The organism is bacterium, assembly GCA_035281585.1.
GTDB lineage: Bacteria > UBA10199 > UBA10199 > DSSB01 > DSSB01 > DATEDP01.
Genome location: DATEDP010000112.1, coordinates 1 through 21,827, shown reverse-complemented (window position 1 = coordinate 21,827; position 21,827 = coordinate 1). Strand labels below are relative to the sequence as shown.

Genomic DNA, 21,827 nt, shown 5'->3' with positions numbered 1-21,827 from the left:
CCCCCGGATGGGAGCATGTCTTGAGCCTGAAATCCACGCAAATTTTGGAGGAGATCCAAAGGCGCTTGACGGCGTGGTACGGGTCTCAGCGCGGTTTCGGCCGGAGCCTGGCCGAAGCCATGGCCCGGGCGATCCCGGCCAAGAAAACCGCCGAAGCGTTCCGGCGTTTTCTCCAGGAGAATTACGGCGGCGATCCGGCCCGGATGGCCGCCGAGCCCACCGCCAAGCTTCGGGCCGAGCTGCTCGGCCTGAAAGGCATCGGCGTCGAGACCGCTGACGCGATCTTGCTTCATGTTTTGGGTCACCCGGTTTTCGCCATCGACGTCCATTCTTACCGGGTTTTCACCCGCCATGCTCTGGCCGCCGAGGAGAGCGGCTATGAGGAGCTACAGGAGATCGCCGGCTTTTTGCCGGCTGACGCCGAGCGCTACCGCGAATTTCACGGGCTCTTGGACCGAGTGGGCCGAGAATTTTGCCGGGCCGAGCCGAAATGCGAAGGTTGTCCCTTAAACGGGGTCAATTGGTAAGGCTTTGGCCATGTCTTTTAGCAGGTCCAGCGCGTCCAAGTAGCTTCGCAGGTTAAAACGCGCCAGGGTCGGTGCCTCGCCAATACGCATGGAATAAGCATTTCCCGGGAGTCCCCGGAAAAGGTCCTCGTCGGTGCTGTCGTCGCCGATGGCCAGGATGAAATCGTAGGGATTCTTGGCGACGATGGACAAGGCGGCGTCGGCCTTGCTGAGCGAGGCGTTGCGCAGCTCGACGACCTTGTTTCCCTGCAGCACTTGAATTTCGGCCTTGGCGGTCCATTGGACCAAGTCGTCGAGCAGCTCCTTCATCCGAACCTGAGCCAGCTCGGGAGCCGCCGCCCGATAGTGCCATGCCAGTGAGAACTCCTTCTCCTCGACGAAGGAGCCGGGTAGCCGGTCGACGTGGACTTGGAGCAGCGGCTTGAGGGATTTCTTCCACTCGGCTTTGAGCGGCTTGAGCGGCCGCCACTCGTCGCCGACCCGCCGATGCCAGGCGCCGTGCTCGGCGACCAAGGCCAAGGGCAGACCGCCCAGCCACCGATCGAGGATCTCGCGAGGCCGCCCGCTGACCACCACCGTCTCGGTATTCGGCAAGCTGGCCAGCTTGCCGAGCAGCAGGACCAGCTCCGGGCGGGGCGAGGCCTCGCCGATACGCCGGACCAAGGGCACCAGGGTCCCATCGTAATCCAAGAGCAGGAGGCGGCGTCGGGCTTGCCGAAAATCCAGCAGCACCCGACCGCGGTCGGCGGCTGAAAGGAAAACGGCGTCCTGTTTCTGCTGCTCCAGCCCGGCCTCGGCCAGCTTGGTCAGGAAATCGTCGGCCCAGCGGAAAATGGTGAAGTCTTGCAAGCGGCGCCGCATCGGCCTATTCCGGGCGATTTGATCGGACTCCGACATCTCAAGGGCGCTGCGGATCGCTTCGGAGATTTCCTCCCGCGAATAAGGGTTCACCAGCAGGGCCTCGCCCAGCTCCTGGGAGGCGCCGGCCATCTCGCTCAAAATCAGCACTCCGGTTTCGTCTTCGCGACTGGCCAGATATTCCTTGGCGATCAGGTTCATGCCGTCGCGCAGCGGGGTAATGAGGGCGGCGTCGGCCGCCGAATAGAGGGCGGTCAGCTCGACCAGCGATTTGGCCCGGTACTCGTAGAGCACCGGCGTCCAATCGGGGCTGCCGAAGCGACCGTTGATCCGTCCGATGTTCTCGTCGATGCTGCGCTTCATCTCGTCGTATAGCTCAATGCCGATCCGCGAGGGCACCAAGACCAGGATCAGGTTGACCCGCTTGCGCCAGGACGGGTTTTTCTCCAGGAAGTCCTCGAAGCCTTGGAGCCTTTGCAGGATGCCCTTGGTGTAGTCGAGGCGGTCGACCGAGAGTAGGATCTTGCGCTTGCGGGCCGCGGCTAGGACCTTGCGCTTTTCTTCGCGGGCGGCCTCGCCCAAGGCGGTTTCTTGGAAGCGGTCGAAATCGATACCCATCGGGAAGGTATCGACCTTGATCAGCCGAGAGTCGGCGAGGATCCGGCCGAGGCGGTGCTCGTAGCCGAGTAGCCGCAGGACGCAGCGCAGGAAGGCCTGAGTGTAATCGTAAGTGTGGAAACCGATCAGATTGGCGCCGAGCATTCCCCGCAAAATCGCCTCCCGCCAGCGCCCGGGCAGCAGCCGGAATATCTCGAAGGAAGGAAAGGGGATGTGGAGGAAGAATCCGATCGAAAGGCCGGGCCGCTCCCGGCGGAGCAGCTCCGGCAAAAGCATCAAATGGTAGTCGTGGATCCAGACGGAGTCACCGGGCCGGGCTTTTTCGAGGACGGCTTGGGCGAATCGTTCGTTGATTCGAATGTAGTCGGGCCAATATGCGGATTCGAAGCGGGCGTAGCCCGGGAAGAAATGAAAGAGGGGCCAGATCGTCTTGTTGCAGAAGCCTTGATAGAAATTCTCGATCGACTCCTCGCTGAGAAAAACCGGATGGGCTTCGTGCTCGGCGAAACGGCGGAGAAGCTCGGGGTCGCCTTCGGCTAAGCCGGGTCCGGCCCAGCCGATCCAGAGCTTTTCCTCGAAGCGCTGGCTGGCCCGCTCGTAGGACTCCAGATAGGAGCTCAAGCCGGTCGAGAGGCCGCCGATGCTCCGTTTGAGCTCGACGCCCGAGCCTTGACGGGCCGCCGTGAGCGGCAGCCGGTTGGAGACGATGATCAGTCGCATTTCGTTTTTTTCTCTAGGCCTTGGCCAGTTCGTTCGCGGTGTTGATCAGGGCCATGTGGGAAAAGGCCTGGGGGAAATTGCCCAGCAGATTTCCGCTTTGGGGATCGATGTCTTCTGAAAGAAGACCTAAATGATTGGATCGTGCAAGGGTTTTCTCGAAAAGATCGCGGGCCCGCTTCCGCTCGCCGATCGATGACAAGGCCTTGGCGATCCAGAAGGTGGCCAAGATGAAGGAGCTTTTGGGCTTTCCGAAGTCGTCGGGCGCGGTATAGCGGAATCCGAAATCGCCCTGAAGCAGGCCTTCGGCGCAGCGCTGGACTGTCGAAATCCAGCGCGGATCCTTTTCGCCGACGAAGCCGAGGGTGTTCATCTTGAGGATGCTCACGTCCAAGTCGGAAGAGCCGTAGATTTGAGTGTAGGCCTGGACCCGCGGGTTCCAGCCTTCGGCTTCGATGTTTTTCCGCACCGCGGCGGCTTGCTCACCGTAGAGCGCGGCTTTGCCCTTCTTGCCGAGGGCCGCGGCGAATTGGGCCCCGCGGTCGAGGCCGGCCCAGGAGAGGAGCTTGGAGAAGGTGAAGTGGGCGGTGCGTTGGCGGTATTCCCAGATCCCGGCGTCCTCGCCGGCCCATTCCCGGGCGGTGGTGTCGGCGAGAAACTTCACCATGGCCCATTCCTCGTGGCCGATGTCCTCGAAGCGGTAGTGGAGGTAATAGAGGTAGAGGGCGTTGAGCACCTCGCCGAAGATGTCGTTCTGCTTTTGAATCGAGGCCAGGTTCCCGACCCGGACCGGTCCATTGCCCTGGTAGCCCTTGAGATGCGGCAGGATGAATTCATCGAGCCGGGTCCGGCCGTCGATTCCGTAGAGGATTTGAATCTTGCTCTGCTTGCTCTCGAGGATCCGGAAAAGGAAGCGAAGGAAAGCCCGGGCTTCCTCGAAATGGCCGATGCTCTTGAGCGCTTCCAGCATCAACGAGGAGTCGCGCAGCCAACAGTAGCGATAGTCCCAGTTCCGTCCGGCTCCCAGCTCCTCGGGCAGGGAGGTGGTCGGAGCGGCGATAATGGCCCCGCTCTCCTCGAAGGTCATCAGCTTGAGGGTCAGCGCCGAGCGAAGAACCGCTTCCGGCGCCACCGAGGGAAGGCGGCAACGATTGGACCAGTTCTGCCAATAGGCCTGGGTGGCCTCGCACTCGCGGCGGATTTCCTCGACCGTCGGCGGCTTGAGCCGCTCGTGATAGCCGAGCGATAGAAACTCTTCTTTTTCGAGGGTGAAGGTTTCGCCGCCCAAGATCCCCTCGGCCGACAGGCTCGAATCGAGGAAAACGTCCTCGGGACCCTGATGGGCCCGCAGCCCGTGCTCGCCCTTTTCGACGATCGTCTCGCCTTGGGCGTAATTGAGGCGCGGGAAGAATTCGACTTTGAAGCTGGGCCGCCCGTCCAAGGGAATGAGCCGGCGGTGGATCTCCGGCGGGTGGTGGTAGCGATGGCCGACTTGGTAGCGCGGCATGTAATCCCAGACGGCGAAGCCACCCTCCGAGGTCTCGAAGCGGGTTTCCAGGATGTTGGAGTTGGAAACGTAGCTCTGGCGGGCCGACTTCAGGCCCCGGGGCCGGATGGCGAAGTGGCCGCCGGCATCATCCAAGATTCGGGCGAAGACCGAGGGGTGATCGAAGTTCGGCAGGCAGCACCAGTCGACGCTTCCTGACTCATGAACGAGAGCGGCGCTCTTGCAATTGCCGATGATGCCGTAACGCATGCTGCGATACCGAGCTTAGTGACCGTGACCCGCCGCGGTGAAATAAGGATTGGTTCCGGCCGCATGGTCGGTTTGGTCGATGATGCCGCTGATTTCGGGGACGACCTCCCGCAGCCGAGTTTCAATGCCCATCTTGAGCGTGGCGTCGACACCATGACAACCTTGGCAGCCGCCGCCCATGAAGAGATAAACCTTGCCGTCCTTGTAATCGAGGAGCTTGGCGTAGCCGCCGTGGCTGGCGATGGCCGGATTGATCTCTTTTTCCAAAACTTCGAGGATCTTGGCCACCGCCGGATCGGCCGAGTTGAGCTTGCCGGCCGCCGGCCCTTGGGGCTTGATCGCTTTGACCTCGAAAACGCTGGAGAGGACCCCGCCGTCGACGAAATCGACCGCGACCTCCTCGACCTCTTCGCCGCTGCGGTCGAGGACGACCTTGAGGTCTTCGATGAACTGGACCTCTTCGATCGAAGGGAGGGTCGAAAGATCGATCAGCGGCAGGTGAATGTAGGTGCCGGCCTGATCCGGGATCATCACGCCCCAGGTGCGGGGATCCTTGTCCTTGAGCAGGGAACGGATCTTGGTCTTGGCATTGTCGCTGAGCTTAATTTTAGTCATGTTTTTTTCTCGCAAAGGCGAGGAGCTTTGTCAACGTGTCATCCTGAGCGCCAGCGAAGGAGCTGCGACTGCCTTGGTGGGTATGAGATTCTTCGGCCCCTTCGGGCCTCAGAATGACCTTTTCGTCACGTTTCCCCTTTCTCTATCCACTTTGTCCCCGCAGGTGGCCGATATTCCTGCAGCTTTTTCAGAAGCCGGGCCGGCTCGGGGTCCGACAGCAAAAGCGCCCGGTGCTTGGCCTTGAGAAAGCCGTGGCCGACGGCGCCGTCGAGGAATTCGAGCATCTTGTCGTAATAGCCTTGGACGTTGAGCAGGCCGCAGGGCTTGGCGTGGAGGCCGAGCTGCCCCCAGGTGAGGATTTCGAAGAGCTCTTCCAAGGTTCCGATTCCGCCGGGCAGGGCGACAAAAGCGTCGGAGAGCTCATACATCTTTTGCTTCCGCTCGTGCATTGAATCGACGACGTGGAGCTGGGTCAAGCCCTGGTGAGGAATTTCCCGGGGAAAGAGCGCTCCGGGAATGATGCCGACGACCTCGACGCCGCGCTTCAGGCAGGCGTCGGCGATCGAGCCCATCAGGCCGACTTGGGCGCCGCCGTACACCAGGCCGATGCCGGACTGGGCCATGGTTTCGGCCAAGTTCTCCGCCGCTTGTTGGAAAGCCGGAGAATTGCCGGGGCTGGAGCCGCAGAAGATACAGAGCCGTTGAAGCATCAGGACTCTCTTTCCCTCCCCTTTGTAAGGGGAGGGTTAGGGAGGGGTAGAGCGGCGACGGCGATATGTAAAAAAATTTGCAGATAGACCAAGTCTCTACCTCCCCCTGACCCCCTCCTTACAAAGGAGGGGGGAATTTACTGCAACTTAAACGAGTTGACGAAGCGGTCGATGGCCGGGCCGGCGGCCTTAGGGCCGGCGCCGACGATGACATAGAGGCGCTTCTCGACCAAGTAGAGCCGGGCTTTGCCGAGGCCGCCCGAAGGCAGGCTGTAGGTCAGCTCCCGGCCTTCGTTGCCGCCCAGGCTGGTTTTTTGGAAAGAGGTTTCGCTGCCGCCGGATTCCTTCAGGAGCCCGTCCTTGGCCTTGCCCAAGATGGTGCCGGCTCCGCCCAGGGCCACCGCCGCTCCCGGGAGGTCGGAAACCGAGGCGGTGTAAGTCGCCCCGCCGCTATTGACGGTGTAGGAATTTTCCTGGACCGCACCGACGAAGCTCCGATGGGTGGTTTCGCTGTGAGTCGGCTTGCCCGGCATGTTGACGCTGAAGCCGGCGCCGGCGGGGGCGAAGGTCTTGGCTTGCAAGGAGAAGGGCAGGAGGAGGGCGGCGAGAACGAGAATGAAGCGACCTTGGTTCATAGATGCTCCTCGAAATGATAGCTAGGGCCTGACGATGGATAGAACGTAGCGATCCAATTTCAAAATCTTGCGGGCAACCTTGAGGACCGCCTCCGGCGTGACCTTGAGGACCTTCTCGGGAAGGCGGATCCACTCCCGGCGGTCGATGCCGTAGATCTCGTTGAAGGCCAGTTGGGTGGCGACGGTGCTGTTGCGCTGGAGGTCGATCTCATAGGCGCCGACCATGTATTGCTTGGCCCGATCCATCTCCTCCCGGCCCACCGGCTCCCGGATGACTTTCTCCAGTTCCTTGAGGATGCCCTCGACCGCGGTCGGAACCTTGCGCGGCTCGGTGGCGATGTAAACGCCGAAGTATCCGGGCTCGATGCCTTCCTGGCTCAGCGAGGTGACCGAATAAGCCAGCGAGAGCTTGTCGCGCAGCTCGATGAAGAGGCGGCCGCCTTGGCCGGCGAGGATGTTGTTGAGGACGTCGAGGGCGTAACGATCCTTATCGGCATAACTGACGCCGCGGAAGCCCAGGACGATGTGGGCTTGGAGCTTGTCCTTGACCGTCTCGACCTTGAGGCTTTCCCGCGGCGGCGGGTCCATCCGCGGCGGCTTCCAGCCGGCCTTGCGCGGCTTGATCGATTCCAGCGCCGGCTTGAGGCATTCGGCCATCTTTCGCCAGTCGAAGTCGCCGACCACGCTGATCACGCTGCTCTTCGGATTGAGGCTGGCGTCGAAGGCCTTGTTCAAATCGCCGCGGCCGAAGCGGCGGACGTTGGCCGCGGTTCCAAGCAAAGAAAGCCCATAGGGATGGCTCGGAAAGAGCTTTTGCTGGAAATGCTTGAAAGCCAGGCCGGCCAGCTGGTCGCCCTCGCGCCGGATGGCCTCGAGGATGTTGGCCCTTTCGCGCTCCATCTCGTCCTTGTCGAAGCGGGGGTGGAGCAGGGCGTCGAGGAAGAGATCGACTCCATCGCGGCTCTTCTCGCTCAGGAAGTCGGCCTTCATCCCGACGACGTTTCGGCCGCTGTAGGCTTGGATGGTGCCGGCGATGCTTTCGACCTCCCGGGCCATGGCCTCGGCGTTCAGGCTCTCGGTCGACTTGCCCCAGAGCTGGGCCAGAAAGCTGTGGATGCCGTTGCTTCGAGGATTCTCGGCCCGCAGGCCGCCTAGGTGGGCGCTGCGGATGACGACGGTCGGGACGTTGTGATTTTCCTTGAGGATGAGCCGCAAGCCGTTTTTCAAGCGCAGGAATTGGGGCTCGGTGTCGACCGCCGCCCGTTTCTTGGACGCCGGCTTGGCCTTGAGCTTGGACCAGGCGAGCAGGTCCTTGGGCTCGACCTTTTTCTTCGAATCCTGGGGATGGATCAGTCCGATGCTGAGCTTCTCGGGCCGAAGATAGCGGGCGGCGACCTCGCGAACGTCGTCGGCGGTGACCGCGTCGATCTCTTGATAATAATGGTCGTCGAAATCGTGGCGGCCGAGGATGGTCTCGAAATAGCCGTACTTCCGGCCCAGGCCCTCAACGGTTTCCTTTTCGTAGACGGCGTCGCTCTTGATGTTGAGCTTGGCCATGTTCAGCTCTTCCTGATCGATCTTCTGGTCATGGAAGCGATAGATCTCCTCGAGGACGGCCTCGGTGGCCTTGGCGAAATTCTTCTCCGGCAAGGTGAAGCCGACGGTGAAGAGGCCCGGATCGTGGGGCGCATAGACGTAGGAGTAGATCGAATTGACCAAGCCCCGCCGCTCCTTGACGTTCAGGTCGAGCCGCGAGCTTTCGCCTTCGCCCAGGATGTGGCTCAAGACGTCGAGGGCCGGGATGTCGGCGTGCTCCAAGCCGGGGACATGAAAGCCGAGCATCATCGTGCTGCCTTGGATTGGATTGGTCAGCGCCACCGCCCGGGGATCGCTTTGCTCCGGCTCGTCGTGGACGTGAACCTTGGGCGAGGGCCGCGAGGGCAGGGCGCCGAAGGTGCGGCGGAGCAGCTCCAAGGTCCTTTCGCTCCCGAAGTCGCCGGCGACGACCACGACCATGTTCTCGGGCACGTACCAGGAGCGGTAGAAATCGAGGATCTTCTCCCGGCTGAAGCCCTGGACCGTCTCCTTGAAGCCGATGATGGGCCGGCCATAGGTGTGCTTGCTGAAAGCCTTTTGAAAGAGCGCCTCCGAGAGGACCTTGCCGGGGCTGTCCTTGCTGCGGAGGATCTCCTCGATGACCACTTCCTTCTCCCGGGCCAGCTCCTCGGGATCGAAGACCGAGTGGAGGACGGCGTCGGAAAGCACTTCGAGGCCGGTCTCGAAATGGCGGCTGGCCATCGTGCAGTAGTAAACGGTCTCGTCGAAGGAGGTGTAGGCGTTGACCTCGCCGCCGCTGGCCTCGATGCGCTTGGCGACCTCGCCGGCCCCCATCTTGTCGGTGCCCTTGAAGAGCATGTGCTCGATGAGGTGGCAGATACCGGCCTCCTCATCGGTTTCGTAGCGCGAGCCGACCCTGACGCAAATGTTGAGCGAAACGACCGGGGCTTGGTGGGTCTCGACGAGCAGCAGGGTGGCGCCGTTGGGCAAAAGCTCGCGATGCGGTTGCAGCATGGACACTCCTTCTTAAGTCCTCTGATTCAATCATGTTTTTTTCGGCCGCCCTAGCAAATTTTTCTTCCCCCCCTTTGTGAAAGGGGGGTAGGGGGGATTTGACGGACATGGCGTGCGATCGCTTTAAATCCCCCCTAGCCCCCCTTTTTCAAAGGGGGGAATTTTATGCGAAAGTGAGATTATGCTGCGTTTACTGTTAGTTCGGCATGGGGAAACCGAGTGGAACCTCATCCGTCGGATCATGGGCCGTCAGGAAATCAGCTTGAACGACACCGGCCGGGCCCAAAGCCTGAGCTTGAGGGAATCGCTGGCCAGCTTCGCGGTCGACGCGATCTACAGCTCGCCGGTCTGCCGGGCCCGCGAGACCGCCGCCATCCTCTGCGAGGGGCGGGGGCTCGAGCCGGTCTTCGACGAGCGCTTGGTCGAGATCAATTACGGCGATTGGGTCGGGATGACCTTCGAGGAAGTCCGAAACCTGCCCGACTACACTCCCTACTTCGAAAGGTTGGAGACTCCGGTCGCGCCCAATGGCGAGACGCTTTACCAGGTGCGGGACCGGGCGATGGGCTGGGTCGAGGACCTCCGGCGGCGCCATCCCGACGCCACGGTGGTCGCGGTGAGCCACGCCGATTGGATCAAGTGCCTGCTGATGGAATTCCTCGGCATTCCCTACGACCGGATTTGGAAGTTCCGGATCGACAATGTCTCGGTCTCGCTGATCGAATGCGACCCGAGCTGGGACCGGGTGGTCTGCATCAACCAGCGCGGCGATTTCGAGCGATTGTTCCAGACGAGGTTCGCGTTTTGAAGAAAAAGGCCCAAGCACCCAAGCCGATCCAGGAGATGAGCGTCGCCGAGCTCGAGAAGGCGGTTCGCTACCACAACGACCTCTATTTCAAAAAAGCCAAGCCCGAGATCAGCGACGACGAGTTCGATCGGATGGTCGAGCGTTTGAAAGAGATCAAGCCGACTGCCAAGGTCTTGGAGGAAATCGGCTCCGATTTGAGCGAGGGCGGCAAGAAGATCGAGCATTCCTCGCCGATGCTCAGCCTCGATAAGTGCTATAGCCTCGAGGATCTCGCCGAATGGGCTTCCAAGCTGAGCGGCGACGTGGTCGCGACGCCCAAGATCGACGGCCTGGCCATCGCCATCCGCTACGATGCCGCCGGCGCCCTTATCCAAGCCGAGACCCGGGGCGATGGCTTCAAGGGCGATGACATCACCCGCAATGTCTTGGAGATCGCCGACATCCCGAAAAAGATTTCCGAGGGCTACGTCGAGATTCGCGGCGAGGTCTACATGCGCCGCTCGGTCTTCAAGGGCTACGAGAGCGACTTCGCCAACCCTCGCAACCTCGCGGCCGGCGCGGTCAAGCAAAAGGATCCCAAGAAGACCGGCGAATACCGGCTTAATTTCTTCGCTTATGAAGTCCTGGGCCGGCCGATCGAGGAAGAGATCGACAATGTCCGCTGGCTGAAAAAGCTCGGCTTTTCGCCGATCGACGCCGAGCTGCTTTCCCGGGAGCCGGCCGAGCTGGAAAAAACCTATCAGCGCCTGTTCCAGGCCCGCGACAAGCTCGACTACGAGCTCGACGGCGTCGTCTACAAGGCCAACCTCATCGCCGATCAAATCCGGCTCGGCGCCAGTGCCCACCATCCGCGCTGGGCCATCGCTTACAAGTTCCAGGGCGACGCCGGCACCAGCGTGCTCCGCGAGGTCGAATGGAGCGTCTCCCGGACCCGGGCCATCACGCCGATCGGCATCATCGATCCGGTCCGTCTGAGCGGCGCCACCGTCACCCGGGTCTCGCTCCACAACTACGGCCTGATGAAGAAGATGGGGGTCTCGATCGGGGCCGAGGTCCTGGTGATGCGAAGGGGCGGCGTCATCCCCAACCTCGAGCAGGTGATCAAGCCGACCAAGAAACTGGTCGAGGCCCCGAAGAAATGCCCTTCCTGCGGCTTTCCGACCGAGGTCGTCGACGATTTCCTCTACTGCACCAATGCCAAGGGCTGCCGCAGCACCAAGATCGGCGAGTTGCGCCACTTCGTCGCGGTCCTCGAGATCGAGGGCTTCGGCGAGAAGATGCTGGAGCAGCTTTACGACAACGGCTTCGTCGAGGACCTGCCGGATTTTTTCCGCCTGACCAAGGACGACATCCTCACCTTGGAGCGGACCGGCGACATCCTGGCCACCAAGCTCATCGACCATATCCAGTCGCGGCGGAAGATCCCGCTGGCGCTCTTCCTGCGCGGCCTCGGCATCCCCGAGCTGGCCAAGAGCTCCAGCCAGCTCCTGGTGAAAAACTTTCGCACCTTGGAAAGGATTCGTTCGGTGGGCGAAGAGGACTTGGCTCAGATCCACGGCGTCGGCCCGGTCATCGCCCGCGAGGTGGTCAAGGGATTGAAGGAGAAGGCCAAGACGATCGACAAGCTCCTCAAGTACGTGACGATCGACGAGAAGGGCGCGGCCAAAGAGGGCAAGCTCTCGGGCAAGAGCTTCCTTTTCACCGGTAAGATGGCCACGATGGAGCGGGGCTCGGCCGAAAAGGCGGTCGAGGCGCTGGGCGGCGAGATCGCCGCCGGCGTCAGCAAGGACCTCGATTTCCTGGTGATCGGCAGCGAGGGCTACCAGAACCGGGAGAAGGGCAACAAGTGGCTCAAGGCCGAGGCCTTGGTCCAGAAGGGGGCCGAGCTCAAGATCATCTCGGAGGAAGATTTTTTGGCAATGATCGGGTAGGGGCGACCCTCGCGGTCGCCCGGTCTGCGGCGGTTGCGATCATCGTCATCGCGGGCACCCGCAAGGGGTGCCCCTACGCCGCGCTCAGCTCCAGCATCCGCTTCAGCGGCAGGTAGGCTTTCTGCCGCAGCTTCTCGTCCATCACGATCTCCGGCGCCTCGTTCTTCATGCAGAGGTAGAGCTTCTCCAGCGTGTTGAGCCGCATGTAAGGACATTCGTTGCAGGCGCAGCCGCTGTCGTTGGGGCCCTCGATGAAGGTCTTTTCGGGCGAAGCCTTGCGCATCTGATGGAGGATGCCCGACTCGGTCAGGACGATGAATTTCTTCTTCGGCGAGGTCTGGCTGTGCTTGAGCAGGGCCGAGGTCGAGCCGACGAAATCGGCATGGCGCAAGACCGCCTCCTCGCATTCGGGATGGGCGATGATTTCGGCGTCGGGGTGCTCCAACTTCAGGGCGACGATCTTCTTCTCGTTGAAAGTCTCATGGACGATGCAGACGCCCTGCCAAAGCGTCATCGGCCGGCCGGTCTTCTCCATCAAATAGCGGCCCAAGTGACGGTCGGGCCCGAAGAGGATCTCGCGGTCCTTGGGCACCGAAGCGATGATCTTCTCGGCATTGCTCGAGGTGCAGATCACGTCGGAGAGCGCTTTGATCTCGGGATTGGAGTTGATGTACATCACGACGTAGGGGTCCCTGAGCTTGGACTTGAACTGCTGGAAGGGCGCCGGCGGGCAGGAGTCGGCCAGCGAGCAGCCGGCCTGGAGGTCGGGCAGCAGCACCCGCTTGCTCGGGTTCACGATCTTGGCGGTTTCGGCCATGAAGCGGACGCCGCAGACCACCAGGGTGTCGGCCGGCGATTTTTCGCAGTACTGGGCCATGGCCAGGGAGTCCCCGACGAAATCCGCCAGATCCTGAATCTCGTCTTCCTGGTAATAATGAGAGACGATAACCGCATTGAGGCGTTTTTTCTCGGAGGCGATTTGAGCGAGCAAGTCCATACACCATACCTAGGCCCAAACCACCGGGCTGTAAAGGGCCGGCTGTGGACGATCGGCCACTCTACTCGAAGCATTGAGGAATTCGTCGGCTTGCTGAAGTCCCACGGGGTTAGTCGAATCCTCGACGTCCGGCTCTTGCCGGGCTCCCGGCGCCATCCTCATTTCAACGCCGAAACCTTGGCCGCGTCCTTGGAGCAAGCCGGAATCGATTACCGCCACCTTCGGGATTTGGGTGGCCGGCGCAAGGCCGGTGTCGATTCCGAAAACCTTGGCTGGAAGAACGCCTCCTTTCGCGGCTACGCCGATTACATGGCGACCGAGGGCTTTCGGCGAGCCTTGGATCAGGCGATGGCGCTGGCCGCCGAACGGCCCTCGGCCTTGCTTTGCGCGGAGGCGGTGCCCTGGCGCTGTCATCGCTCCCTGATCGGCGACGCCCTGCTGGCCCGAGCTTGGGAAGTCCTCGACATCCTCGGCCCCGGCGCCGCCAAACCCCACCGCCTGACGGCCTTCGCCAAAGTCGAAGGCGAGAAGGTGTCCTATCCGGCGGAAGAACCGGTCCAAAAAAGTCTTTCCTTTGAAAAGCTCCCTGACTAAGGAAATCCCATGCGCATACTCATCACCGGAGGCGCCGGTTTCATCGCCTCCCACGTTCAAGACGCCTATCTCGCCGCCGGCCACGAGGTCGCGGTTCTCGACAACTTGGCCACCGGCCAAAAGGCCAACCTCTCGCCGAAGAGCCGTTTCTTCGAATTGGACATTCGCGATTCCGCCATCGACCGGGCTTTTTCCGAATTCCAGCCCGAGGCGATCTCGCTGCACGCCGCCCAAATGGACGTGCGCCGCTCGGTCGAGGACCCGGTCTACGATTGCCAAGTCAACGGCTTGGGCATGCTGAATTTGCTGGAGGCCTCCCGCCGCCACGGCGTGAAGAAGGCGATCTTCGCCTCCACCGGCGGCGCCATCTACGGCGAGCAGGAGTATTTCCCGGCCGACGAGAGGCATCCGACTCAGCCGGCCAGCCCCTATGGCATCACCAAGCTGCTCGGTGAGAAGTATCTGAGTTTCTATCAAGAGACCTACGGGCTCGAAACCGTCGCCCTGCGCTACGCCAACGTCTACGGGCCGCGGCAAAATCCCCACGGCGAGGCCGGCGTGGTCGCGATCTTTGCCACCAAGCTTTTGAAGGGCGAGGTTCCGACGATCAACGGCGATGGCCTCCAAACCCGGGACTATGTCTTCGTCGAGGACGTGGTCCGGGCCAACCTGCTGGCCCTGAAGCCCGGCGTGAAGGGGATCTACAACATCGGCACCGGCCGCGAGACCGACGTGGTCCAGATCTTCCAGGGCTTGGCCAAGGAAGCCGGGTTCGATGCCGCGCCCAAGCACGGTCCGGCCAAGGCCGGCGAACAAAAGCGCAGCGTCATCAGCGCCGCCAAGATCGGCCAAGAGCTGGGCTGGAAGCCGCAAATTCCGCTGGCTGAGGGCTTGAAGCGCACCGTAGAATATTTCCGGTCTTTATAACCCCCCCTTTGAAAAAGGGGGGCAGGGGGGATTTAAGGCGGCGGCTGGTACTCATACGGAGTTCATGGGCAAGCCGGCGCTTTAAATCCCCCCTTGATCCCCCCTTTTTCAAAGGGGGGAGATTAGGAGCGTCTCGGATGCCGAAGATTCTTAAAATTCTTTTCTTGGTTTGCATGGCTTTTCTTGCCTCGGAAGGCTTGGCGAAAGAAAAAAACAAGGCCCCCTCCGATTTCAAACTCACCTATCGCTCCAGCGCCGGCCAGCTCGAGCAGGCCACCAAGGAGCAGGTCGAGGTGGTGGCTGGCAAGGTCACGGTCACCCGCCGGGCCAAGCCGATCGGCAGCGCCGCGATGGCCGACGAAAGCCGCAACTACAACATCGACTCGGCCCAGCTGGACGCGCTTTGGGCCGTCGTTCAGGAAAGCGGCTTTCTCAAGTGGCCGAAAAATCCCGAGGGGCCTCATGCCAGCCAAGTCGAGGAGAGCTTCGAGATCACGGCCGACGGCAAGACGGTCCAGCATGGCCGCTGGGAAGATGGCAACCAAGAGGCCTTCCGGGTTTTATTCGAGCGGTACAATTCCTGGTTCAACGGGATCCGAACGGTGAGGTTTTAAGGCAAGCAACCAACCGAAATCCTTGCCGATATTTTTAGCGACCTTCCTCCAGGGCGAAATCATAGGACGAGGTCAGGGTCTTCTCAATCATGAGAAAAATCAACTGCTTAGGGGCTATACCTTAAGTAAGTTCGATTTTTTTGGGAGCACCTGATGTCCGACCTACTCGTCACTTACGAGGGCTTGGCCCTTCCGCCCAAGGCTTGTTCCGAAGAGCCTCCGCCCGAAGCTCAAGCCATTCCCGACAAGAAATCCGCCAAGAAAGATCCGGTCCCGGCGCCCGACGGCTGCTCGATCCAGCTGCCCTTGGTGGCGGCCGACGACAGCGGCGGCCAAGCCCGCTACCTTCGCTTCGATCGAAAGAAGGACCATTTTGTCCTTTCGACCAATAACACCGCCGACAATCTGACCTGGGTGGGCAAGCAGAGCAACCTCGCCGAGCTTCTCGACATCCTCCGAGTCCTGGAGGCGACCTTGCGCAAGGCCGAGGTCGAGTCGGTCGATGTCTACGCGATGAAGCTGTCCATCATCCAGCATTTGGTCACCGGGCGGGTGGTGCTTCACGGCTCCGAGGCCAAGAACCTCAAGCGCAGCCCCACCGAAGTCGATCTGGCCGAAAGGACGCTGGAGATCGTCTCGATCTCTTCGGATCAAGCCATCGCCAACTTCATCGGGCCGATCAACGTCTTCCGCGCTGACGCGAGCTTGAGCGAGAAGGTCAAGGATCGGATCCGTTTTCTCAACCAAATCCTCGATTTGAAGCCGAAGTACCGGAGCCTGCGCGCCCATTTCGCCGACCCGGTGACGCTGGACAAATGGTTGGAGCTGAAAGGGGAGGAACGGAAGAAGTATCAGGACCTCTTGGCTTTCCTCCGCCAGACCGTGATCCACGAAGCCTTGGGCAAGCCGCTGCGCTACGACCTGGCCTTCGATGCTTCCTACCGTGCCTACCTGGCCATCCATTTCGATCTCGACGAGAAGACGGGGAAAGACGCTTACTGCAAGGCGATGGAAAAGGGCTTGGCCGAGCTGCGCGGCAAGCGCGGTGTGCCCAAGGAATGGATCCAAGAATGCCGGGCCGCGATCGATTGGTCGGGCTTGTCCGAGACCGAAGCCCTGACCAAAAGCCTGCGCTTCTCCTTTCTCTCCGACGCCGCTCGGCCCCTGCTTGAGCAAGCGATCGAGGCGGAAAGCAACAAGGCCAACATGAAGGTCGATTGGTTGGCCGACCGGGGCCGCTTCGCCGCCGCCTACCGGCTGCTCGAGGAGCAGATCAAGGTTCAAGCCGAGGGCGAGAAGCCGGGCTTCAGCCTCGACCCCGACGCTTTGCGGGTTCAGCTCAATATTTGGGTCGGGGCCAATTTGATCAAGCGCCGGGAATACATCTTGGCGGCGCTGGCCCTGTTGCGCCGGACTTTCGGCGAGTCGGGCTCGCCGGCGCCGGTGCGGGTTTTCCATCGCGGCCAATTCGTCCAGGCCGAGTGGAGGCTCGACGCCAAGGCCCTGGCCAAGATCCGCGATTACCAGGCCGAGCTCGAAAGGGACCTCAAGGTCAGCCAGACCCGAAGCGACGTTTGGCTGCCGGCCGCCGAGGGCGCGACCTGCGCGGCCGGGGTGGTCGGCTTGGGCTTTTCCGAGGGCTTCGGCGGCCTCGATTCCCGCCCCGATTTGAAGCTGGGCTTGGGCGCGACCTCGGCCGGCTTGGCCGGCGCCGGCTGCAGCTCCTTGCTCGGGCACTACGTCTTCCCCAAATTCGGCAAGGTCCGGAACCGCTATCTCTGGGAGGGCTTGACCGGCGCGGCCGGCGCGGCCCTGGGCGTCGGGTTTTATTTCCTGGCCCGCTCGCTGCGCGGGGATCGGGGCGATCCCACCAAGTTCCCGGTCGACGAGTACGGTCCGTAGCAAGGGGCTTTAGCCCCGCCAACGGCGCGAAGCGCCGTCATGATTGCAAGATGGCGCCTTCGGCGCCAGGACGGGGCTAAAGCCCCTGGCTACGCCCGCCCCGATTGAGCAACCAAATTGACAATCGGCCGATATAGGCCTAGATCCAGCCGGATTTCCTATTGCAATGGGGGCACCTTTGAAGCGCGGCGGCGAGCCGCGCGTAAGGCTGCCTCCATGAGCGATTTACGCATTTACGTCAGCGCCGCCGCCGACGCTCCCAACCTCCATACCGCGACTGCGGCCTGCTCCGAGGCTCCGCCCGAAAACGGCCGCTCCGATTCCTGCCGCGTCTCGGCGGCCCTGACCTTGGCCGGCTCGCGCCCGCCGGCGCCCCGGACGATCCATTTCGACCGCCGTGGCGACCGCTTCGTCCTTTCGCCCCAGAACAACGCCGAAAACCTGACTTGGGTCAGCTCCAACCAAAACCTTTCCGGAGTCCTCGCCGCCATTCGAGTGACCGGGGCCCTGGCCCGCGGTTTCGGCAGGAGCTTGAATCCCGACACCGCGACCTATTTCCTTTGGCTTTCGCGCTATATCGTCAGCGGCGAATACCGGCATGACGGCCTGACCGGTCCGGTGGCCGACATCGAGATGAACGAGATGTTGATCGACCTCTTCAGCGGCTCCTCGGGCCGCGGGATGGTCAACCTGATCGGCAGCCTCAACTTGCTGCGCCGCGAGGATTGGCTTTCGGAAGAAGCCAGGAATCGGATCCGTTCGATCACCGCGATTCTCGACTTGGTGCCCACTTACGATGCGGTGGTCCGGCAATTTTTCAGCCGGGAGTTTATCGAAAGCTCCCATATCGACGAGGCCCAATTCGCCAACGTCGCCCGGATCTATCAATTCATCCGCCGTTTGGCGGTCAACCTCCGTGAAGGCCGGCCGCCGCGCTTCGATTCGATTGCGCTGGCTGCGGCCCGCGCTTACGCCGAGTTCTATCGCCGGGAGATCGCTTCGGGCGCCCGGCCCGAATTCTGCGGCGCCCTCGAGGCGGCCCTGCGCCAAGTCGGCGGAGCCACCGCTCCCGGCAGCGCCTTCCTCGGCGAATGTCGCCGCGCCCTGGCCTGGGCCGAGGTCCCGGCCGAGCAGGCGCTGCGCGAGTCGGCCCGGCTGACCCTGACCGATGAGGCCGGGATGCAGCAGCTGCAGCAAGCGATCGCCGAGGAAAGCCGGCGGGCCAATATGCGCCTCGATTGGCTGAGCCGCCGCGGCGCCTACGGCCAAGTGCTCGAGGCCTTGCTTCGCCGAATTTCATTGGTGCCGGCCGCGGACGGCGCGCCGGCACGGCTGCGCTTCGACATCGCCAATTTCAGCGCCGACCTGCGACGGCTGACCATCCTGACCGACCGTGGCGAATACGACCTCTCGGCGCTGGCTTTTCTCCGCCGGATTTTTGGCCGCGAGGGCAACCCCTCGGGCCTCCGAGTTTTCTCCGAGGGAGTGCTCGGCGAGCTGGCTTGGGATTTGAGCGCCCAAGACTTGAGCCGGATCCGGGCCTTACAGGCCGGCCTCCAAGGAAGACGGCGGAGCAACGCCGATTTTTCCCGCTACGGCATGCCGGCGATCCTCGGCACGAGCTGCGCGGTCGGCGTCGGCGGCCTCATCCTGAGCCAGACCCTGCCGGCGCTGCGCTCCAATGCCGGCGCCCAGCTGGCCGTGGGCCTGCCTTCGGCCGGCTTGGCCGGCGGCGGCTGTCTCGGCCTGGCCGGCCACTACTTCTGGCCGGCAGTGGCGCCGCGGGCGGTTCACAACCGGAACGCTTGGGACCTCGGCACCTCGGGGGTCGGCAGCGCCCTGGGCATCGGGACTTATTTGCTGATTCACGCCATCAACGGGGGAAGGCCCCTCGAGCCGGGACAAAGAAACCCGGTCGACCCCTTCGGGCCTTGAGGAGAATGATATGTCGGACTTGATCATCGAATTCAGGAATATCGCGCCATCACCCGAAGCCTGTCTGTCGGCGGCGCCGGTTTCGGGAACCGACGGTTGCAGCTACACCATTCCCTTGCACGACGAAGGCAGCGATTTGGTGCGCCCGGTGCGCTTCGACCGGCGGGGCGACCAGTTCGTCCTTTCGCCGGCCAACGGCGGCGACCTCCTGACTTGGGTCGGTTCGCACGACAACCTTCCGAACATCCTAACGACGGTCCGGGTCCTCCATGGCCTGACCCAGGGCACCACCCTCGGCCGGACCGCCGGCGGCGCCATGACCTTGAGCGTTCTCGCTCACTACATCACTACCGGAGTTGTGATCGACCCCGACATGCTACCCGAGGAGAGCCGGATGTTCATCGCCTCGGCGATGCTCGACGTCTTGACCGATTCGACCGAGGCTGGGATCAGCGCCTTGCTCGGCCGGCTCACCATCCTGCGGGGCCAGGATTGGCTCGGAGCCGAAGCGCGGGAGCGGGTGCGCGTGATCACCGGGATGACCGATTTGATCCCGCAGTACCGGGCCTTCCGCCAGCATTTCCTCAGCGAGGAGGAGTTCGCCGGCTGGGAGACGGCCAGCGTCGAACAGCGACGGCAGATCGAGGCCATCGCCAGCTTCGCCCGCAGCGTGATACTGGCCAACGCCTTCGACCGGCCCCTGCGGTATTCGGCCGGCTTTCGCGCCGCCGAATCGACTTATCAGGCCATGCATCAGGCGGACATCGAGGCCGGACGCTTGCCCGATTTTTGCGCGACCCTCGAGACGGCCCTCCGCCAGCTTCGCGGCGACCGTGGCCTGCCTCCGAACTACCTGGACGATTGCCGGCTAGCCTCGAGCTTGGTCGACCGTCCCGCCGACGAGGCGGTCCGCGAGACCCTGCACCGGGACCTTCTTTCGGCGGCCGGGCAGCGCGAGCTTCAAGAGGCAATCGATGATGAAAGCGCCGACGCCAACATGCGGGTGGAATGGCTGATCCAGCAGGGCGACGACTCCAACGGCGGACGGATCGGGGAAGTGCTGGCCGTGATGCTTCCGCAGGTTCATCATGGGGCGTCGGGCTCCGTGACCATGGACGCGGCTCCGTTCATCGTCGGCCTCAACACCCTGATCGACTCCCAGAGCGGCCGCCGCCGCGAGTATTTGCTGGCCGCCCTGGCGGTGGTGCGCCGGTTCTTCCCGGAGTCCGGCGCGTATCCGGCGGTGCGCGGCTTCGTCGACGGCGAATTCCAGGAGCTGAACTGGACGCTCGGCGACGAGGACCGGCAATTGCTTCGCCAGTTTCTCCGCTCCTTGGAAAGTCGTCTCGGATCCAGCCAGGAGCGCAGCGATATCCTGCTGCCGGTCCTTGAAGGCGCGGTCTGCGCCGTCGGGGCCGCCGGCCTGCTCAGCAGCCATTTGATCCCGGAAGTCGGCGAGTCGCCCGACCTGCAATTGGGCTTGGGCACCGCCTCGGCGACCCTGGCCGGGGCGGGTTGCACCGCCTTGATCGGCCATTACCTCTGGCCGGCGATCACCAACGACGTCCACAACCGCTATGCCTGGGATGGCTTCACCGCCCTGGGCGGTGGCTTGGTGGCCGGAGGGCTCTACTTCCTGCTCAGCTTCCTCCTGCGGGGAGAGGGGAGCGGCCCCGGCATCGAGATCCGCTTCCCGGTGGACCCCTATGGGCCTTAAATAAATTCCGCAACTTGCGCCCCCTCTCGGCGAAATTAGGGCAAATCATCCAAGGGGCTCGGGTCTCTTCGTCCTCCGTGCAGGTGTGGCACGGTGCCGCGGCGGGACTTTCTTTACATGCAGGCGGCACGTCTTTCTCACTCGTCTTCGGAAAACCTCGATCTTTCTCCGACGCAAAGGCGCGAGTACCTTTCCTTGCAAAAGGAAAAGGACCCCGAGCTGCGCGATCAGGCTTTGCTCGCCTTGGCCGGCCGGCTGGAGCGGTCGGAGCGGTTCAGCGCCGCGACCCAAATCTATTCGGTGCTGCAGCAAGGCTCGTCGGGGGTTTCGGATCGGGCCCGCGGCCGGCTTCAAGCCTTGCTTGGCTCGGGAACTTTCGGAGCTCAGGCCGAAGCGGCCCTGGGTCAGCTATTCAGTGGGATCGCAGACCCGGCGGCCTTGGCCGCGATGGGTGCGGCCGGAGCCACTTACCGGCTGGTCCGCTTGGCCACCCTGAGCCGGCTGGCCGCCGTCCCCCATGCCGGGCTGCTCACTCGCGGCTGGGGCGCCCGGAGCTTGGCCTCCAGCTTGGCCTTCGCCGCCGAGGGCGGGGTCTTCCCGGCGGCTCATCGCTGGGCGGCCCGGGCTTCAGGTTCGAAGCCAGCGGCGGCCGGCTTCGGCGAGGAAATTCTTTCCAGCTATTGCTTCCTGGGGGGATTGCGCTTGGCGGCCTTCGCCAGTGGCGGCTTGACTCGGGGACGGTCCTTGGGATGGGGGACCGGCTTGTTACGGCAGGGCTCGATGCTAGGCGGGATTCTGCTCGGATCGGGCCTGGAAAAATCCCTCGGCCTGAGAGCCGAAGCGGCTTGGGCCTCGACCTTGGCCCAGTCCTTGGCGACCTTGCTCCATTTCAACGCCGCCGGCGCGCTGTTCCGCAGCTTGAGCGGCGCGCGCTTTCAAAGCTGGGAGAAGGGGATCGATCTTCAAATCCGAAAGCTGGAGACCGGCTTGCCGTTTGCCCGGAGCTTGGACCCCAGCTTCGCCGGCTCGCGCTTGGCCCCGGCTCCAGCCGGAGAACTGGTTTGGAGGATGGCCGATGGAGGGAATGACGGCAAGCCCTTGCTCCGAGGGCAGAAGGTTCCGCCGCTGACGCTGACATTCGATGAAACTCTGGCTCCAAGAGCACGCGGAGTAACGACTCCCAAGGCAGAGGCAAAAACCCAAGCCCCATCGTCTCCTATTGCAAATCCGGAGCTGGAAGTGATTTTCACGCTGGCCATGGCGGGTTCCTCTCGGAACAAGCCGCGCTTCGACGCGGAGATGAGCTCCTTGCCCAAAAAATTGGAGAAAATGAACGAAGCGCAGCTCCAAACGGTCGTCAAGCAGATCGTGACCCAGATCATAGAAAATCCGCTT

The 21,827-nt window shown here is 62.6% G+C and carries 17 protein-coding genes; 10 read left to right on the top strand and 7 right to left on the bottom strand.

The window, feature by feature from the left end; genetic code table 11:
- Positions 1 to 20: 20 nt before the first annotated feature.
- The gene (locus VJR29_09195; protein HKY63582.1) at positions 21 to 527 is read left to right on the top strand and encodes a hypothetical protein; all 507 of its coding nucleotides are present in this window, start codon (positions 21 to 23) and stop codon (positions 525 to 527) included.
- Here VJR29_09195 and VJR29_09190 read toward each other — a convergent pair.
- The 6 genes from VJR29_09190 to VJR29_09165 form a co-directional block, all read right to left on the bottom strand.
- Positions 507 to 2,723 carry a bifunctional alpha,alpha-trehalose-phosphate synthase (UDP-forming)/trehalose-phosphatase gene (locus VJR29_09190; GenBank protein HKY63581.1) on the bottom strand — a complete coding sequence of 739 codons (2,217 nt, stop codon included), beginning with the start codon at positions 2,721 to 2,723 and terminating at the stop codon, positions 507 to 509. The genes VJR29_09195 and VJR29_09190 overlap by 21 nt on opposite strands.
- 13 nt (positions 2,724 to 2,736) lie before the next feature.
- Positions 2,737 to 4,476, bottom strand: a complete 1,740-nt coding sequence (locus tag VJR29_09185) for a glycoside hydrolase family 15 protein (GenBank protein ID HKY63580.1) — start codon at positions 4,474 to 4,476, stop codon at positions 2,737 to 2,739.
- Between the two features lie 15 nt (positions 4,477 to 4,491).
- Positions 4,492 to 5,091, bottom strand: a complete 600-nt coding sequence (locus tag VJR29_09180) for a NifU family protein (GenBank protein ID HKY63579.1) — start codon at positions 5,089 to 5,091, stop codon at positions 4,492 to 4,494.
- Positions 5,092 to 5,216: 125 nt separating this feature from the next.
- Positions 5,217 to 5,801, bottom strand: coding sequence for a TIGR00730 family Rossman fold protein (locus VJR29_09175; protein HKY63578.1), 585 nt, complete (start codon positions 5,799 to 5,801; stop codon positions 5,217 to 5,219).
- 137 nt (positions 5,802 to 5,938) lie between these two features.
- A complete protein-coding gene (locus tag VJR29_09170; GenBank protein HKY63577.1) occupies positions 5,939 to 6,436 on the bottom strand; it encodes a hypothetical protein in 498 nt (165 codons plus the stop codon).
- Positions 6,437 to 6,457: 21 nt separating this feature from the next.
- Positions 6,458 to 9,007 (bottom strand): pitrilysin family protein, encoded by a 2,550-nt coding sequence (locus VJR29_09165; protein ID HKY63576.1) that lies wholly within the window; start codon positions 9,005 to 9,007, stop codon positions 6,458 to 6,460.
- Between the two features lie 181 nt (positions 9,008 to 9,188).
- Here VJR29_09165 and VJR29_09160 point away from each other — a divergent pair, with 181 nt between their 5' ends.
- Together VJR29_09160 and ligA are read left to right on the top strand one after the other, a co-directional pair.
- Positions 9,189 to 9,815, top strand: coding sequence for a histidine phosphatase family protein (locus tag VJR29_09160; protein ID HKY63575.1), 627 nt, complete (start codon positions 9,189 to 9,191; stop codon positions 9,813 to 9,815).
- Positions 9,812 to 11,746 carry an NAD-dependent DNA ligase LigA gene (gene ligA / locus VJR29_09155; GenBank protein HKY63574.1) on the top strand — a complete coding sequence of 645 codons (1,935 nt, stop codon included), beginning with the start codon at positions 9,812 to 9,814 and terminating at the stop codon, positions 11,744 to 11,746. Before VJR29_09160 ends, ligA begins: the two co-directional genes overlap by 4 nt.
- Before the next feature lie 73 nt (positions 11,747 to 11,819).
- On the opposite strand, the gene nadA is transcribed toward ligA, so the two are convergent.
- Positions 11,820 to 12,743, bottom strand: a complete 924-nt coding sequence (gene nadA, locus VJR29_09150) for a quinolinate synthase NadA (protein ID HKY63573.1) — start codon at positions 12,741 to 12,743, stop codon at positions 11,820 to 11,822.
- On the opposite strand from nadA, the gene VJR29_09145 reads away from it, so the two are divergent.
- From VJR29_09145 to VJR29_09115, 7 genes are all read left to right on the top strand, one after another.
- A complete protein-coding gene (locus VJR29_09145; protein HKY63572.1) occupies positions 12,726 to 13,337 on the top strand; it encodes a DUF488 domain-containing protein in 612 nt (203 codons plus the stop codon). The two genes, nadA and VJR29_09145, sit on opposite strands and share 18 nt — an antisense overlap.
- Positions 13,338 to 13,346: 9 nt before the next feature.
- On the top strand, positions 13,347 to 14,264 hold the full coding sequence (locus VJR29_09140) for an NAD-dependent epimerase/dehydratase family protein (GenBank protein HKY63571.1): 918 nt from the start codon (positions 13,347 to 13,349) through the stop codon (positions 14,262 to 14,264).
- 137 nt (positions 14,265 to 14,401) lie between these two features.
- Positions 14,402 to 14,878 (top strand): hypothetical protein, encoded by a 477-nt coding sequence (locus tag VJR29_09135; GenBank protein ID HKY63570.1) that lies wholly within the window; start codon positions 14,402 to 14,404, stop codon positions 14,876 to 14,878.
- 153 nt (positions 14,879 to 15,031) lie between these two features.
- Positions 15,032 to 16,780 (top strand): hypothetical protein, encoded by a 1,749-nt coding sequence (locus tag VJR29_09130; protein ID HKY63569.1) that lies wholly within the window; start codon positions 15,032 to 15,034, stop codon positions 16,778 to 16,780.
- Between the two features lie 216 nt (positions 16,781 to 16,996).
- Positions 16,997 to 18,715 carry a hypothetical protein gene (locus tag VJR29_09125; protein HKY63568.1) on the top strand — a complete coding sequence of 573 codons (1,719 nt, stop codon included), beginning with the start codon at positions 16,997 to 16,999 and terminating at the stop codon, positions 18,713 to 18,715.
- 10 nt (positions 18,716 to 18,725) lie between these two features.
- On the top strand, positions 18,726 to 20,432 hold the full coding sequence (locus VJR29_09120) for a hypothetical protein (protein HKY63567.1): 1,707 nt from the start codon (positions 18,726 to 18,728) through the stop codon (positions 20,430 to 20,432).
- Between the two features lie 195 nt (positions 20,433 to 20,627).
- Positions 20,628 to 21,827: hypothetical protein (locus VJR29_09115; protein ID HKY63566.1), on the top strand; the 1,200-nt coding region annotated here is incomplete at its 3' end.